Origin of the sequence: Janthinobacterium sp. KBS0711, from assembly GCF_000988085.1 — a bacterium.
Taxonomy (GTDB): Bacteria; Pseudomonadota; Gammaproteobacteria; order Burkholderiales; family Burkholderiaceae_D; genus Janthinobacterium; species Janthinobacterium lividum_E.
In genome coordinates this window covers 1-13,688 of the sequence record NZ_LBCO01000017.1, presented here as the reverse complement: position 1 = coordinate 13,688, position 13,688 = coordinate 1, and the positions used below count along the sequence as shown (strand labels likewise).

Genomic DNA, 13,688 nt, shown 5'->3' with positions numbered 1-13,688 from the left:
ACCGACGATCTCCGCCGGTCCTGGCCTGTGGTCGCGTCCTGAACTGCGCGCTTTTGTTACCTACGGCAAATGGAACGATGCGGCCACCGCCTCGGTCAACGCGTCGAACAACGGCGGCCCGATCTACAACAACAATACCAGCGGCACGTCGTATGGTTTCCAGGTAGAGACGTGGTTTTAAGCCAGCTTAACGGCAGCCATTAAAAAAGGGCGGAACCTCGGTTCCGCCCTTCTCTGTTTACATTACCGGATTCAACTTACGGCAAGGCCACCGGCAATTCCGGATACTCCTGCGTCAGCGCATACTTGGTGCCGCCCACGGTCACCGTGTAGTTGGCCGGTCCTGAGATCGGCAGGCGGTAGTTCAAGGTCAGCGCCACGGAACCGCCTGGCGCCAGCGATTGCCAGGCGGGGATCGCGAAGCGGGCCCGGTTGTAGTTCTTCGTGAAGCCGCCGATATTGTTCGGCCCCGTGTAGCCGGCATTGATCACCGTCAAGCCGAATCCGGACTGGTCGCTCATGTCCGATGGCGCCGACACGGGATAGTCGAACTCCACCACGGTGCCGCCCGGCAGGGTCGAGGCCGTGTTGTTCTTCACCGTCATGACGGGATTGATGGGGAAGTTGTTGTCGCCCAGCTTCCAGCCGCCCAGGGTGATGCTGACATTGGCCGCCGTGCCCGGCATGGCGATTTCGGCGCGCTTGTTGCCGTACACGCCGGCCGTGCGGAAGGCCTGGTACAGCACGTCCGTCAGGGTGGTGCCCATGAAGTACTCGCCCTTGCCGCCATTGCGCGTGGCATCCCAGGCATAGTCGCCCGCCATTTCCCAGATCATCACGCCGCCGATATTGTTGTTGACGATGTACTGGGCCTTGGCCGCGATCGACTGCGTGGTTTCCGTGGAAATGAACACTTTCTTGGTCGCATTCCACAGCCACGGCGCCACCATGGTGCTGCTGTAGTACGGCACATAGGTGCCCACCAGCGCCTTGTCCGTGACTTTATAGGCGTCCAGGTAGCTCGGCACGATACCGTTTTGCAAGTTCAGCGCATGCCAGATGGGGTTGCCGCCGCCTGGCGTCGGTTTACCTTGCGAGTCGAGGTCGTACCAGACGTTGTCGATGCCGGTGGCGCCCATGCCGCAGGTTTTTACGCCCGCGCAAGTGACCGTCGAATTGGTCAGCGCCGTCGTGCCCCACAGGCCATTCGTGCCGCCCGTCACATCCTTCCAGCCCCGCGTGTAGAACGGCACGCCGATATTGATGCGCCCCGCCTGCATGGCGCCCCGGTAATAGCGGTAGGCCCAGTCCGTATTCAGGTAGCCGATGTTCTGGTACTGGTAGGCATTACCGGCACGCAATTCGCCATCGTTGCCGTCGTCAAACAGCGCCGCGTTTGGTCCCACGTACTGGTTCCACGCGCCGTGCAAGTCGTAGGTCATCAGGCTGGCGTAATCGAGATATTTCAATCCCGACATATTTTCCTCGCCGCGCAAGACCCAGCCCGAAGCGGAGCCGGCGATGGTCAGCAAGTAATACTTGTTGTCCTGCACGGCCGCTTCGTCGAGCTTCTGGCGCAGCACTTTCAGCAGCACGTTGTAGCTCGTCATCAAACCGGCCAGGCGCGGTTTCGAGACGGCGAAGTCGTTCGGATTTCCCGCTTCATTGTTGGTGGTCGGGTGTTCGTAATCGACATCGACGCCATCGAAGAAGTTGTACTGGCGCACGAAGGCCACCATGGAATCGGCCAGGGTGTTGATGCCGGCCGTGTTGATGCTGCCATCCGCATTCGTCGTGGCCGTGTAGAAGCCGCCGCTGCCGGCCCAGCCGCCCACGGAAATCATCAGTTTCACGCCCGGATACTTCTTCTTGTATTGCGCCAGCAAGTTGAAGTGGCCCTTGTACGGCAGGGACGGGTCCATGGCCGCGGCCGGCACGTTCGGCCACGTGAGGCCCGTATCGGGATTGGCCGCGCCGCTGCCGATGGCGATTTTCGACGTGGCCGGGTCGACGGAAGCGAACGCATAGTTCAGGTGGGTGATCTTGTCCCATGGCAGGTTATTCACCAGATACGTGGGGCTGCCATCGACGCCCGTGCGCCAGCTGGCGAAATAGCCGACGATGCGCCGGTTCAAGCCATTGCCCAGCACTTCGCGGCCATTTGCGTCGTACACCTTGCAGTACGGCACGTTCGGTACGGCCGAGATGAGACCGTCTGGACGGCAAGCCGTGGGCGTCGGGGTCGGGGTCGGTGTTGGCGTCGGGGTCGGGGTCGGGGTCGGGGTCGGCGTTGGCGTTGGTGTTGGCGTCGGCGTCGGTGTTGGTGTTGGTGTTGGTGTTGGTGTTGGTGTTGGCGTCGGAGTTGGAGTCGGCGTATCCGTCACAGCCCATGGCCCCCACTGGTCGGCGGCGCTGGGGACATTGCCCTGCGTCCACCATTTTGCCTTGTAGGTGACGCCTTGGTAAAGCACGCACTGGCCGCCCGTGTAGACGGTGGCGGCATCCCAGACGGCGCACGCTTCCACGGCGGCGAGCAAGGTGTTCGGGGTGGCGGTCGTGCCGTCCTGGCCGCCGCCTCCGCAAGCGACGAGCACGCCGCTGAGCAGGGCCATCAATAATGCATTCGATTTCATGTTGTATTGGTCTCCGTTATGGTTTTACAGCTTGTACGTTGTGAGCTGTTGCAGGCCCCTCGAGGGGCTCTTGTCAACTGTTATCCCTGGCTGGCTGGTCCTGCCTTTACTGCTACTGCAACTTCACATTCCAGTTGGCTTCCACGCATTTCACGTAGTTCCCGGCCAGCAAGGCGCTGTACGGGGTTTGATAGCTGACCAGCTGGCATTGGTTCTCGCCACCGGCGCTCCAGTTCTTTTCCCAATAAATGTTGTAGGAAGCGGAACTGGCCGGGGTGAAGCGCTGCATGTTGGCGCAAGACAATTGTTCGCCGGAATAATCCCAGCCCATGTCGGCGGCAAACTGCTTGTAGTAATCGATGCGGTTTTGCGCGGCCTGCTTTTCCGTGCCCTGTCCGCATTCGGCGTTGATGATCATGATGGTGGTGGCGAAGTTATTGCCGGCACCAGCCGTCGTATCGGCCGCGTTCGGCACCCACGTGCCGTCGAGCACATGCAGCATCGACGGTTTCGGCGGTTGCGGATAGACAAAGAAGAACGTGGCCGACGCCAGGTTCAGCCAGGTCGAGGCCACCAGGTCCGGGTTCTTCAGCAGCACGGACTGGTCGCCGTCATGCATGGCTTGCGAGAAGGGACCGTAGTTGTAGTTGTACGACAGCTGCTTGGCGCCGCGGCCGAAATATTTCTTGAAGCTGCCGTCCGCATTCTTGCCGCAGGTCCAGACCTTGTTGAAGACAGGATCGGCGCATTCGACGTTGTAGCCGCAGCCGGCACCCGTCTCGTCGCAGCCCAGCTCGCGCAGATACTTCAAGCCCTGGCGCCATTGCGGCAGCGGGCTGCTGGCGTTATGGTCGCCCGTTTCCTGCACGAAGTGGGCGAACATGGTGGCCAGGCTGTGGCGGCAGATGGCGTCCGCATTGCGCCCGTCGCTGTAGTCGTCGCACACGGCGGGGAACTTGGCCACGGCTTGCAGGAAGCGCTGGTAGGTGTAGCTGGCGTCGCGCGCGGCAAAATAGTAATCCCATTTCGCCGCCGGCAGCAGGCGCTCGACCCGCTTGACGTTGAGCGGGTTGCTGGCCAGTCCCGGCTGCACGGCCTCGACGGCCGTATTGCCCAGGGTACGGATCGACGCCTTGACCTTGCGGAAGAAATCGTTGTTCGTCAGCGCCGCCTCGTTGGCCTCGGCCTGGGCCTTGGTGGGCACGCCTGGCGTTGGTGTCGGCGTTGGCGTGGGTGTTGGTGTTGGAGTAGGAGTCGGCGTCGGCGTCGGAGTGGGCGTCGGGGTGGGCGTCGGGGTTGGCGTCGGGGTTGGAGTGCTCGTATCGAGGCTCCACGGTCCCCACTGGTCGTTGTTCGGCGCCGTGCCCTGCACCCACCATTTGGCCCGATACACCTTGCCGTCATAGACGGCGCACTGGCCCGCCGTGTAGACGGCAGCGGCGCTCCAGGCCGCGCAACTGTCGCTGGCGGCCGTGGCGGCCAGCAGGGTCGATGGGGGTTCGGTGGTGGAATTGCCGCCGCATGCGAGCAGCGCGCTGCCCAGCAGGCCAGCCATCAATGGCGAGGCCAGCCGGCTAATTTGCCGTGTCTTCACAATGTCTCCTGAACGTTATACGAAAACTATCGAAGTAGCTTTTTATGTTGTACGTAAAGAAAGCACAGCGAAGCATCGGCTTTCTGCACAGAGAATGCGACGCCCTAAATTGGTAGTCAAGTGGTTTTATATAACGGTGTTTTTTACAGTACCAGTGCTGTTGACCGCTGCGTTGGCAAGCGATGCGGCGGTGAATGGGACAGGTAAAAAAAAGCCCGCTGCGCAATGGCAGCGGGCAATACCGCGCAAGATGGGTGGAAGCAAGTGGTATTAAGGGTTGCCGCGCGTCCGGGACAACCTTATCTGTTCAGCACGTACTTCGCCAGGGCCGCAGCATCGGCTGCACTGAGCTGGCTGAATGGCGGCATAGGCACGGGGCCCCATTTGCCGGCGCCGCCATTGCGGATATTCGCCGCCACGGCAGCGACTCCGTCCTTGCCCTTGTACCTGGCCGCCACCTCCGCAAAGCCGGGGCCGACCACTTTCTGGTCAAGCGAATGGCAAGCCATGCAGCCGTTCACCGCCAGCAAGGTCTTGACATCCTTGCCGCTGGCGGCCGGGGCAGCGGCGGCAACGGGTTTGGCGATGACCGCGCCCGGTGCAGCGGCGCCCCGCTCCACGCCATAGGTTTTCACCAGGTAATCGACCATGGCCGGCACGTCCGCGTCGTCAAACTGGGCGCCGAACGGCTTTTTCATCTTCTTGACGGTCGCTTCCCAGTAGGCGCGCGGCGAAGCGGGCGGCTGGCTCGATGCATACTGGGCCGCGTGGCACGTCATGCAGTTGCGCTGCACCAGCTGGTAGCCGGGCAATGCGCTGGGTTTGTAGGTCGCCGTTTCCGGCGGCAAATGGATTTCCAGCGCGCACGCGCCACCCGCCGCCGACAGTGCCAGCGCGGCAAACAAGATCTTCATATGGTTCTCCTCACACTGCCTGGATGCGCGTGGTTTCCACCACGTTGCGCATATAACCCATGGGATTCCACAGGGCTTTCATGGGCTGGCTCTGGCCGATGCGGTTGACGGCGCGCACCATCAGCACGTGCTTGCCCTTGCGCGGCGCCTTCATGACCATCGTCCATTCGCGGAACGAAAAGCGTCCCAGGTCCTTGCCCAGCTTCGCTTCCTGCCACGTCTGGCCGCCGTCCACCGACACGGCTACCTCGCTGATGCCTTGGCCGCCATCAAAAGCGACGCCGCGCAGGGCCAGGTCGCGCCCCGCCTTCACTTGCGCCCCATCCTGCACGCTGGTGATGAAGGAGCGCACGTTGAGGCGGCTGATCGGCGTCGTCTTGCCCACGGGCGCGCCCGGCTCGATGAAGCCGGAGCCATTGTCGGGAATGCGGTAGCCCGTGCTCATCCAGAAGCCGTCGAACGGCTTGTCGAGCACCGTGATGTCGCTCAGGTGCTTGACCCAGTAAGTGCCATAGAAGCCCGGCACGATCAGGCGCAGCGGATAGCCGTTGAGGAAAGGAATGTCCTCGCCATTCATGGCCCAGGCCAGCATCACGTCGCCGGCCATGATGTGCTCGACGGACAACGCTTTTTGAAAGTCGGGACCATCGCCCACGGGCGGCGTTTCCAGGCCATTGAAGGCGACCTGCACGGCACTGGCCGCGATACCGGCCTTTTCCAGCACGGTTTTCAGGGGAATGCCCGTCCAGCGGGCATTGCCCATGGCGCCATTGCCCAGCTGCCCGCCATTCGCGCGCGGGGCAAAGAAGCCGCGGCTGTTGCCCGAACATTGCGTGACAGCCACCACGTCGACCGGATCGGCCAGCTGCTTCAGTTCGGCCAGCGACAATTCCAAAGGCGTCTTCACCAGACCGGCGATGCGCAGCCGGTAGCTGCCGCCGTCTATGCTGGTGGGCAAGCCGCTCCAGTGGTAGCGCACGAAAAACGCATCGTTGGGCGTGATCGCGCCTTCGCTGAAGACGCTGAACGGCGTTTCCAGCTGGGGCGGTCGGCTGGTCAGCAGGATCAGCGGGCGCTTTTGCGGGAAAGCCACCAGTTCGCGCTCGCCGTTTTCAAATGGCAAGGTGACGGAAGCGGAGGCGGCCAAGGTCGGCCCCGCCACGGCGGCGGCGCCCAGGGCTGCCGTCGTGCGCAGGAAGCGGCGCCGGCCTGCGGGCAACAAGGTCGTGTCAGACATGTTTGAGCTCCACTTTGGCTTCGTTGTCACCGTTGCGGTCGTCGTTGACGAGCTTCTTGATGTAGTACATGACGCTCATGATGACCACGCTCAACAGGCCGAACCAGAACGACACGCGCTGCTCCGTATCGGACGACACGCTCATGGCGCCGAGGATCACCAGCATGGCGATGATGGTGAAATACGTCAGGTAGGGGAACAGCCACATGCGCACCTTGATGCGTTCCGGGCATTCGCGTTCCAGGCGGCGGCGCAAACGCAATTGAGATATCGCAATGAGCAGGTAAACGAACAGGATCAGGATGCCGTAGGAATTGACGATGAAGGGAAACACGAGGTCGGCCGACACATACGATACGGCAATGGCGAAGTAGGCGAACAGGGTGCTGAACAGGATGGCGCGAATCGGCACGCCATTCTTGCTCAGCTTGACCAGGCCCGTGGGCGCGTCGCCGCGGCGCGTCAATGCAAAGATCATGCGCGACGAAGCGTACAGGCTGGAATTCAGGGCTGACAGCACGGCCGTCAAAATGATGGCGTTCATGATGTGGGCCGCGTACGGGATATTCATGACGGTCAGAGCACTGACGAATGGCGTGGCGATGGCCGGCGAATCCCAGGGCACGATGCAGACGACAACAAACATGGAGCCGACATAGAACATCAGCACGCGCGTGATGACGGAATTGGTGGCGCGGGCGATGGCTTTGGCCGGGTCCGACGTTTCGGCGGCGGCGATGGTAACGATTTCGGCGCCCGAATAAAAGGCCGTGGCGGCGACGGCGCCACTGAGCACCGGTCCCCATCCGTGCGGCATGAAGCCGCCGTTGCTCGTCAAAAAGCCCAGAGTCGGAATGCTGTTGGGCAAGCTGCCCGTGATGAACAGGGCGCCGACGAACAGGAAGACGATGATGGCGACCACCTTGATCGAGGCGAACCAGAATTCGAATTCGCCGAACGCTTTCACGGAGAACAGGTTAAGGATGGTCATCGAGACGAGCAGCACCAGGCTGATCGACCACGACGGCACGTCGGGCAGCCAGAAGTTGACGAGCTTGGCGCCGGCGATGGCTTCCAAGGCCACGACGACGACCCAGAAATACCAGTACATCCAGCCGCTCATGAAACCGAGGAATTTCGAGACCTTCGGCTTGTCGTCGAAGGCCAGGCGCGCGTATTCATAGAAGGAGCCGACCACGGGCAGGGACGAAGCCAGCTCGCCCAGCATGCGCATGATCAGGACGACGAGGCCGCCCGTGAGCAGGAAGGACAGGATGGCGGCCGGGCCGGCGGCCTTGGCGATGACGCCGCTGCCGACAAAGAGGCCGGCGCCGATCACGCCGCCGATGGCGATCATGCTCATGTGGCGTTGCTTCAGCGAGTGCTGCAAGCCGGTACTGTTATGCGATTCGCTAATCATTTGTGTCTCCTAGTAATATCTGAAGCTCGGTGCGCCCTCGCCTGCTGCGGCTGGTTTCAGCCGCGCGGCTTTGTTTTATTTAGGCAACACCGTCAAGCAGCATCGATACATCATCAAATCAGTCTGGTTGGCTGCATGCCATAAGTCAATCTGGAAATGCAGCGGCCCGGCGCGGCGCCCAAGGGGCAATCGCGCTGGAGAGTAAGTACGGGGTATTGCGGGTTATTGCTGAACTATTGCTGCTTAAAAAATGGGAGCGGCGGCAACACTTGTGGCGTGCGCGCCACTCCCAAGAACGTCTTACACCTTGCCCTTCCATGGCACGAGGGTACGTTCGAGGTAACGCATCATCAAATCAAACAGGAAAGCAAAGAAGCCGATCACGATAATGCCCATGATCACCACATCGCTGGCCAGGAACTCGGAAGCGCTGAGCACCATGTAGCCGAGGCCGCGTGTGGCCGCCACCATTTCGCCCGCCACCAGGGTGGTCCAGCCCACGCCGATGCCGATGCGCATGCCGGTGAGGATTTCCGGAATCGCGGCACGCAGAATCACGTGCACGATCACCTGGAAACGGGTGGCGCCCATCGAGTACGCCGCGTGGATTTGCTCCAGCGACACGGAGCTGACGCCGGCGCGGGCCGCGATGGCCATCGGTGCAAAGATGGCCAGGAAGATCAGGTAGACCTTCGAAAACTCGCCAATGCCGAACCAGATGATAACCAGTGGCAAGTAAGCGAGCGGCGGCAGCGGGCGGTAGAACTCGATCAAGGGATCGAAGATGCCCCGTGCCACGCGGTTGACGCCCATCATCACGCCGACGGGAATGGCGAACAGGCACGCCAGGCCAAACGCGCCGAACACCCGCACCAGACTGGCGACGGTGTGTTCCCACAAGGTGGCGCCGCCGAAACCGGTGGTGGCGGCCATGATGAATTTTTCATACACGGCTTGCGGCGACGGCAGGAACAGCGGTTTGACCATGCCGCTGGCCGTCACGCCGAACCACAGCAAGAGCACGGCGACGACGGTGACGGTGGCGATGCGGCTGGAATTGCCCTGCCCCGGCGCGCCGAACGCTTCGCCGGGCATGGCGCAGCGGGGGGCGAACAGGCGGCCAAAGAAGCCGGCGCGCTTGGCGGCGGTGGGAGGAAATCCCACGGCGGATGGGCTATGCATGAGACACCTCCAGCTCTTTATTGACTGCGCGCTCGTCGCCATAAATGATGTTGAGCACCGTTTCGCGCATCTTGATGAAGTCCGGGCTCGATTTCACGGCGCGCGCATCGCGGCATTCGAGGAAGCGCTTGTTGAAATCGAGTTCATACGTGTGCGTGATGCGGCCCGGGCGGGGTGACATGACGATCAACCGGTTCGCCAGGAACAGCGCCTCGTCGACGCTGTGGGTGATGAAGAAGAACATGGTGCTGGACTTGGCCCAGATATCGAGCAGCAATTCCTGGATGGTTTCGCGCGTGAGCGCGTCGAGCGCCGCCATCGGTTCATCCATCAGCAGCATGGCGGGATTGCTGGTCAGGGCGCGGGCGATGCCGACCCTTTGCTGCATGCCGCCCGACAACTGATAAATCATATTGTCGTGAAAGTCCTTCAAGCCGACCAGCGCCAGGTTCTTGGCCGCCTGTTCGCGCCGCACGGCCTTAGCCACGCCTTGCAGCTTCAAGCCGAATTCCACGTTTTCCATCACGTTCAGCCACGGCAGCAAGGCATGTTTCTGGAACACGACGCCACGGTCGGCGCCCGGCCCTTCCACTTTGTTGCTGCCCAACATGATCTCGCCCTTGGACGGGGCGATAAAGCCCGCCATCAGGCTCAGCAAGGTAGTCTTGCCGCAGCCCGAGGCGCCCAGCGCGACGACGAAGTCGCCGCTATTGATGGTAAGATTGATATTATTTAAGGCATGTACGCGTTCACCGGCCGTCTTGCCCGGATAAATCACGCTGACATCCTTGACGTAGAGATTTTCCATCATGTGCCCCGCATAGGTGTAATCACTTCAGTTCAACGCTCTCTGTTCAGTCAGCGCGCCCGCAGGCGCGCCATCGCACAACGTTTACTTCAGCAGGCCGGCGGCCTGTGCATACCTGGGTGTCACATACTTGGCGTAATCTGTTGCCAGGGTATCGATCTTGCCTTCGCCCTTGAGGAATTGCGCCGTGGCCAGCAGAGCTTGCGCCACGCCGCCCTTGGCGCCGCCACCGAGCCAGGCCGGCGAAGCCTGCTCCTGCAGCGATGGGTAGGCGTACAGAGCCACGGAAGCGGCCACGTCCTTGGCGGCCGCGCCCGAATGCTTGACGTTGGCCTTCACTTGCGGGGAATCGATGGTCCACGCCTTCGGATTGGCGCGGTAGTCGGCGTCGGCGGCAGCCATCACCTTGACGAACTTGGCCATGAAGTCGGCATTCGCTTCGCCCCAGGCGCGCTCGACGGCCATGCCGTCGAACGTGGCCTTGCCCTTCTTGCTCAATTCGCCGGAAGTGACGAGCACCTTGCCGTTTTGCTTGAGTTTGCTCAAGGCCGGGTCCCACACGAAGGCGGCATCGATGTCGCCCCGTTCCCAGGCGGCGGCGATCTGGTTCGGCTGCATGTTGAGCAATTTCACTTCCGTGGGCTTGATGCCCCACGTTTCCAGCGCGAACATGGTATGGAAGTGCGTGGTGGAAACGAAAGGCACGGCGATCTTCTTGCCGCGCAAGTCCGTCGGCTTGGCGATGCCGGCGCCATTGCGGGCCACCATGGCTTCGGCTTCATTGATGTCGTCGATGATCCAGAACAGCTGCAGATCGACGCCGCGGCTGACGGCCGCCGTCAAGGGACTCGAACCGATGACACCGATCTGCACGTCGCCGGACGCCATGCCGGTGGCTACCTTGGCGCCCGAATCGAACTTGCGCCAGTTGATTTTATAGCCGGTGGTTTTTTCCACTTCGCCGCTGGCGATCGCGACAAGGAAGGGACCGTTGATTTCCTGGTAGGCAATCGTCACTTCCTTGCTTTGCGCGAAGGCGGTACCGCTGGAGGCCGCCACTACACCCAGCACCAGGGTGCCGAGGACGGCGCGGCGCATCGTTGAAAAAACCGTTTTGCTCGTATTTGTGTTCATGTCTCACTCCAAGATTTATTGTTATGTGTGAACGTTCGGGCAATATCTGCTCCTTGCGGAACAGGCGCCGCTGGTTGCTCTTTGTCAACCATACGGCGGCTTGGTACGGCTACTGCTATTTAAAACACTTCATCTTTCAGGTGATACCAGCGGTACAAGAAGCGCTGGCCCAGGCGGCGGAACGGGGCGAACGCTTGCGACTCGACCAGTTCCATCATGTTCGGGTACGGCAGTTTCGAATTGAAGATCGGCAAGCCCGTGTCGCTGGCCTTGCCGGCGATGCGCTCGGCCATGCGCCGGCCCGCCTGCGCCGAGTACATGACGCCGTTGCCGCCGTAGCCGAGCGAATAGAAGATCGATTGCTTCGGATCCGGTTGCACGATGCGCGGCATCATGTCGTGGCTGACGTCGACCCAGCCCCACCACGAGTAATCGATGGCGATGCCCGTCAGCGCAGGGAACTTGCGGTGCAGATCGTTGATCAAAAACTGTTTGTACTTCTCGTCCGGCGCGTCGGCGCCCGTGATGGCGCTGCGGCTGCCGATCTGCACGCGGTTGTCCGGCATCAGGCGGTAGTAGTGGCGCAAGATGCGCGTATCCGTGATCACCTGGTGGGTGCGGAAGTTGCACGCCTCGATTTCCGCCGGCGTCAACGGGCGCGTGACGAGCGAGTTGGACAAGATCGGCAACAGGCGGTTCTTCACTTGCGGATGCAGATGCGGCGAGGTGTAGCCGCCCGTGGCCACGGCCACGGAACGGGCACGCACCACGCCGCCCGGCGTTTGCAGATAATGCACGCCGTTGCGCGTTTCCCAGCCCATCACGGGGCTCGATGGATGCACCTTGGCGCCCAGCGCACGGGCCTTGCGCAGATAGCCGAACGCCAGCTTGCCCGCATGGATGCCGATGCCTTCCGGCTCGTGCAGCGCGCCGGCCGCTTCCTTGTCGTCGACGAATTCGCGCTTGACGGTGTCGGCGTCGAGGATGCGCGCGTCGTACTTGAAGATCTCGCGCATGATCTTGGCTTCTTTTTCCAGCGCGGGCATGGCTTTCGCCTTATGGGCGATGTACAGGTGGCCGCCCGGCTGCGGCTCGCAATCGATGTCGGCCGTGATCTTCTTGAACGTTTCCATCGCGTCGCACACTTCCGCGTGCAGTTTCAGGGCCGTGTCCATGCCGTAGCGATCAATCCACTGCGAGCGCTTCAGGCGGCCCGTCGTGCATTGCGCCTGGCCGCCATTGCGCGTGCTGCAGCCCCAGCTGACCCGGTTCGCTTCCAGCACCGTCGCCTTGATGCCGTGCTCCTGGGCCAGGAAGATGGCGCAGGAGAGGCCGGTAAAACCCGAGCCGATGATGGCCACGTCGACGTCGATGTCATGCGTGATGGGGCCGTCGTCGGCAGGCGGCTCGCCGGCCGTGCCGATCCAGTAGGTGGGCGCGTAGGCATTGCCGTGGCCGGGGCGCTGGGCCACCAGCGGATCGTAGGCGGGATCGTAGGACGTGCGGGCGGCGGTGCTGGTGCCCAGTACGTCAGATGGGGTGTCGACAGGTTTGTTCATGATCATTCCCGGTGAACGTGCTGGCTCAGGCGGCTTTGTTGCCGGTCGCGACGGGTGGGCGATCCTTGCGGAAGGCATTTTTTACTGCGATCTTGCCGTCGCGGAAGGTGAAGATATCGACCATGCGCGCTTCGATGCGCGTGCCGTCCGCCTTGGTGCCGGCAAACGTCGATTCCGTCACGCCGCGCTCGCCGCTGACGAAGTGCACGGGATTGAGCCAGGCGGCGTCAGGGAAGGTTTGCCAGGCCAGCTCGAAGCCGGCGCGCACGGCGTCGCGGCCAATAAAGCTCTTGCCCAGCAGATCAGGGCCGGCCACGGCGTGGAATTCGCAGTCGTCGGCCATGGCAGCCATCAGGGCATCGATATCGTGGCGGTTCCAGGCATCGCCGAACGCTTGCAGGAAGTCAGTGGTGACGGCGTCGGTAGGTACTCGTGTGTTCATTTTTGTCTCCGTGAGTCGAATTTGGTACTTTTCGTTCCGTTTTTTAGTATTTTATTGAATTTAAGCTGAATGCCTGGGCTTGTCAAATCAAATAATTCAAATACCGGGACGGTTTGTATTCTTTATTGAAATAGCGATGCAGAAGTGACAATGTGTGAGAATTTCGTCACAACGCTGTGTCGGATTACGCCGGGCCGAGGCCCGGCTAATCCGACCTACGCCAGCACCACGCGTAGGTTGGGTAGGTTGGGTAGGTTGGATTAGCCCAGAGGGCGTAATCCAACAACACCAGCGCATCAAACGTAATCTTTATACTTGTCCAGATGCCGCACAGGCTTGCTCAGCGCATCGCGGCGAAACGGGTCGCCCAGCTCGCGCGTGCACATGATTTCAATGATGGTGGTCTTGCCTTCATTCATCTGCATGTCGATCGCCTTTTTCAAGGCCGGGCCCACATCCTCCAGCTTGTCGACCGTGATGCCTTCGGCGCCCATGGCCCGCGCAATCTCGGCAAAGCTTTGGTTGTCGAGCTCGCCAGCGACAAAACGGCGGTTGTAGAAATCGACCTGGTTTTTCTTTTCCGCGCCCCACTGGCGGTTGTGGAAGACCACGGCCGTCACGGGTATGTTGTGGCGCACGCAGGTCATCGTTTCCATCAAGCTCATGCCCCAGGCGCCATCGCCCGCATACGACACGGCCGGACGGTGCGGTGCGGCCACTTTCGCGCCGATGATGGTCGGGAAGGCATAGCCGCAGTTGCCAAAG

General features: G+C 61.6%; 12 protein-coding genes. 1 reads left to right on the top strand and 11 read right to left on the bottom strand.

Annotated features, from left to right (window positions below; all coding sequences use genetic code 11):
• A partial coding sequence (locus tag VM94_RS09725; RefSeq protein WP_046683324.1) for a carbohydrate porin occupies positions 1-181 on the top strand: 181 nt, incomplete at its 5' end.
• 76 nt (positions 182-257) lie between these two features.
• Here the strand turns inward: VM94_RS09725 and VM94_RS09720 are convergent.
• The 11 genes from VM94_RS09720 to VM94_RS09670 all read right to left on the bottom strand — a co-directional run.
• A complete protein-coding gene (locus VM94_RS09720; RefSeq protein WP_082127654.1) occupies positions 258-2,633 on the bottom strand; it encodes a chitinase C-terminal domain-containing protein in 2,376 nt (791 codons plus the stop codon).
• Between the two features lie 112 nt (positions 2,634-2,745).
• Entirely contained in the window at positions 2,746-4,227 is a 1,482-nt protein-coding gene (locus tag VM94_RS09715; RefSeq protein WP_235432889.1) for a glycoside hydrolase family 19 protein, read from the bottom strand.
• 299 nt (positions 4,228-4,526) lie between these two features.
• Positions 4,527-5,141 (bottom strand): SorB family sulfite dehydrogenase c-type cytochrome subunit, encoded by a 615-nt coding sequence (gene sorB / locus VM94_RS09710; protein ID WP_046683321.1) that lies wholly within the window; start codon positions 5,139-5,141, stop codon positions 4,527-4,529.
• 10 nt (positions 5,142-5,151) lie between these two features.
• Complete coding sequence (sorA, locus tag VM94_RS09705) at positions 5,152-6,378, bottom strand: SorA family sulfite dehydrogenase catalytic subunit (protein WP_046683320.1); 1,227 nt, start codon at positions 6,376-6,378, stop codon at positions 5,152-5,154.
• A complete protein-coding gene (locus VM94_RS09700) occupies positions 6,371-7,798 on the bottom strand; it encodes an amino acid permease (protein ID WP_046683319.1) in 1,428 nt (475 codons plus the stop codon). Before VM94_RS09700 ends, sorA begins: the two co-directional genes overlap by 8 nt.
• 300 nt (positions 7,799-8,098) lie before the next feature.
• Positions 8,099-8,893, bottom strand: coding sequence for an ABC transporter permease subunit (locus VM94_RS09695; protein WP_046683326.1), 795 nt, complete (start codon positions 8,891-8,893; stop codon positions 8,099-8,101).
• Positions 8,894-8,972: 79 nt separating this feature from the next.
• Positions 8,973-9,788, bottom strand: a complete 816-nt coding sequence (locus VM94_RS09690) for a taurine ABC transporter ATP-binding protein (RefSeq protein ID WP_035828937.1) — start codon at positions 9,786-9,788, stop codon at positions 8,973-8,975.
• A gap of 84 nt (positions 9,789-9,872) precedes the next feature.
• Entirely contained in the window at positions 9,873-10,922 is a 1,050-nt protein-coding gene (tauA, locus tag VM94_RS09685; protein WP_046683318.1) for a taurine ABC transporter substrate-binding protein, read from the bottom strand.
• A 119-nt stretch (positions 10,923-11,041) separates the two neighbouring features.
• Positions 11,042-12,481, bottom strand: coding sequence for an NAD(P)/FAD-dependent oxidoreductase (locus VM94_RS09680; RefSeq protein WP_046683325.1), 1,440 nt, complete (start codon positions 12,479-12,481; stop codon positions 11,042-11,044).
• Between the two features lie 25 nt (positions 12,482-12,506).
• Positions 12,507-12,923 (bottom strand): nuclear transport factor 2 family protein, encoded by a 417-nt coding sequence (locus VM94_RS09675; RefSeq protein WP_046683317.1) that lies wholly within the window; start codon positions 12,921-12,923, stop codon positions 12,507-12,509.
• Between the two features lie 296 nt (positions 12,924-13,219).
• On the bottom strand, positions 13,220-13,688 hold a 469-nt coding region (locus tag VM94_RS09670), incomplete at its 5' end, for a thiamine pyrophosphate-dependent enzyme (protein WP_046683316.1).

Excerpts from the sequence above, each read along its gene's own strand:
- VM94_RS09720 (WP_082127654.1), bottom strand. The coding sequence starts at position 2,633 with ATGAAATCGAATGCATTATTGATGGCCCTGCTCAGCGGCGTGCTCGTC.
- tauA (WP_046683318.1), bottom strand. The coding sequence starts at position 10,922 with ATGAACACAAATACGAGCAAAACGGTTTTTTCAACGATGCGCCGCGCC.
- sorB (WP_046683321.1), bottom strand. The coding sequence starts at position 5,141 with ATGAAGATCTTGTTTGCCGCGCTGGCACTGTCGGCGGCGGGTGGCGCG.
- VM94_RS09680 (WP_046683325.1), bottom strand. The coding sequence starts at position 12,481 with ATGAACAAACCTGTCGACACCCCATCTGACGTACTGGGCACCAGCACC.
- VM94_RS09675 (WP_046683317.1), bottom strand. The coding sequence starts at position 12,923 with ATGAACACACGAGTACCTACCGACGCCGTCACCACTGACTTCCTGCAA.
- sorA (WP_046683320.1), bottom strand. The coding sequence starts at position 6,378 with ATGTCTGACACGACCTTGTTGCCCGCAGGCCGGCGCCGCTTCCTGCGC.
- VM94_RS09690 (WP_035828937.1), bottom strand. The coding sequence starts at position 9,788 with ATGGAAAATCTCTACGTCAAGGATGTCAGCGTGATTTATCCGGGCAAG.
- VM94_RS09700 (WP_046683319.1), bottom strand. The coding sequence starts at position 7,798 with ATGATTAGCGAATCGCATAACAGTACCGGCTTGCAGCACTCGCTGAAG.
- VM94_RS09695 (WP_046683326.1), bottom strand. The coding sequence starts at position 8,893 with ATGCCCGGCGAAGCGTTCGGCGCGCCGGGGCAGGGCAATTCCAGCCGC.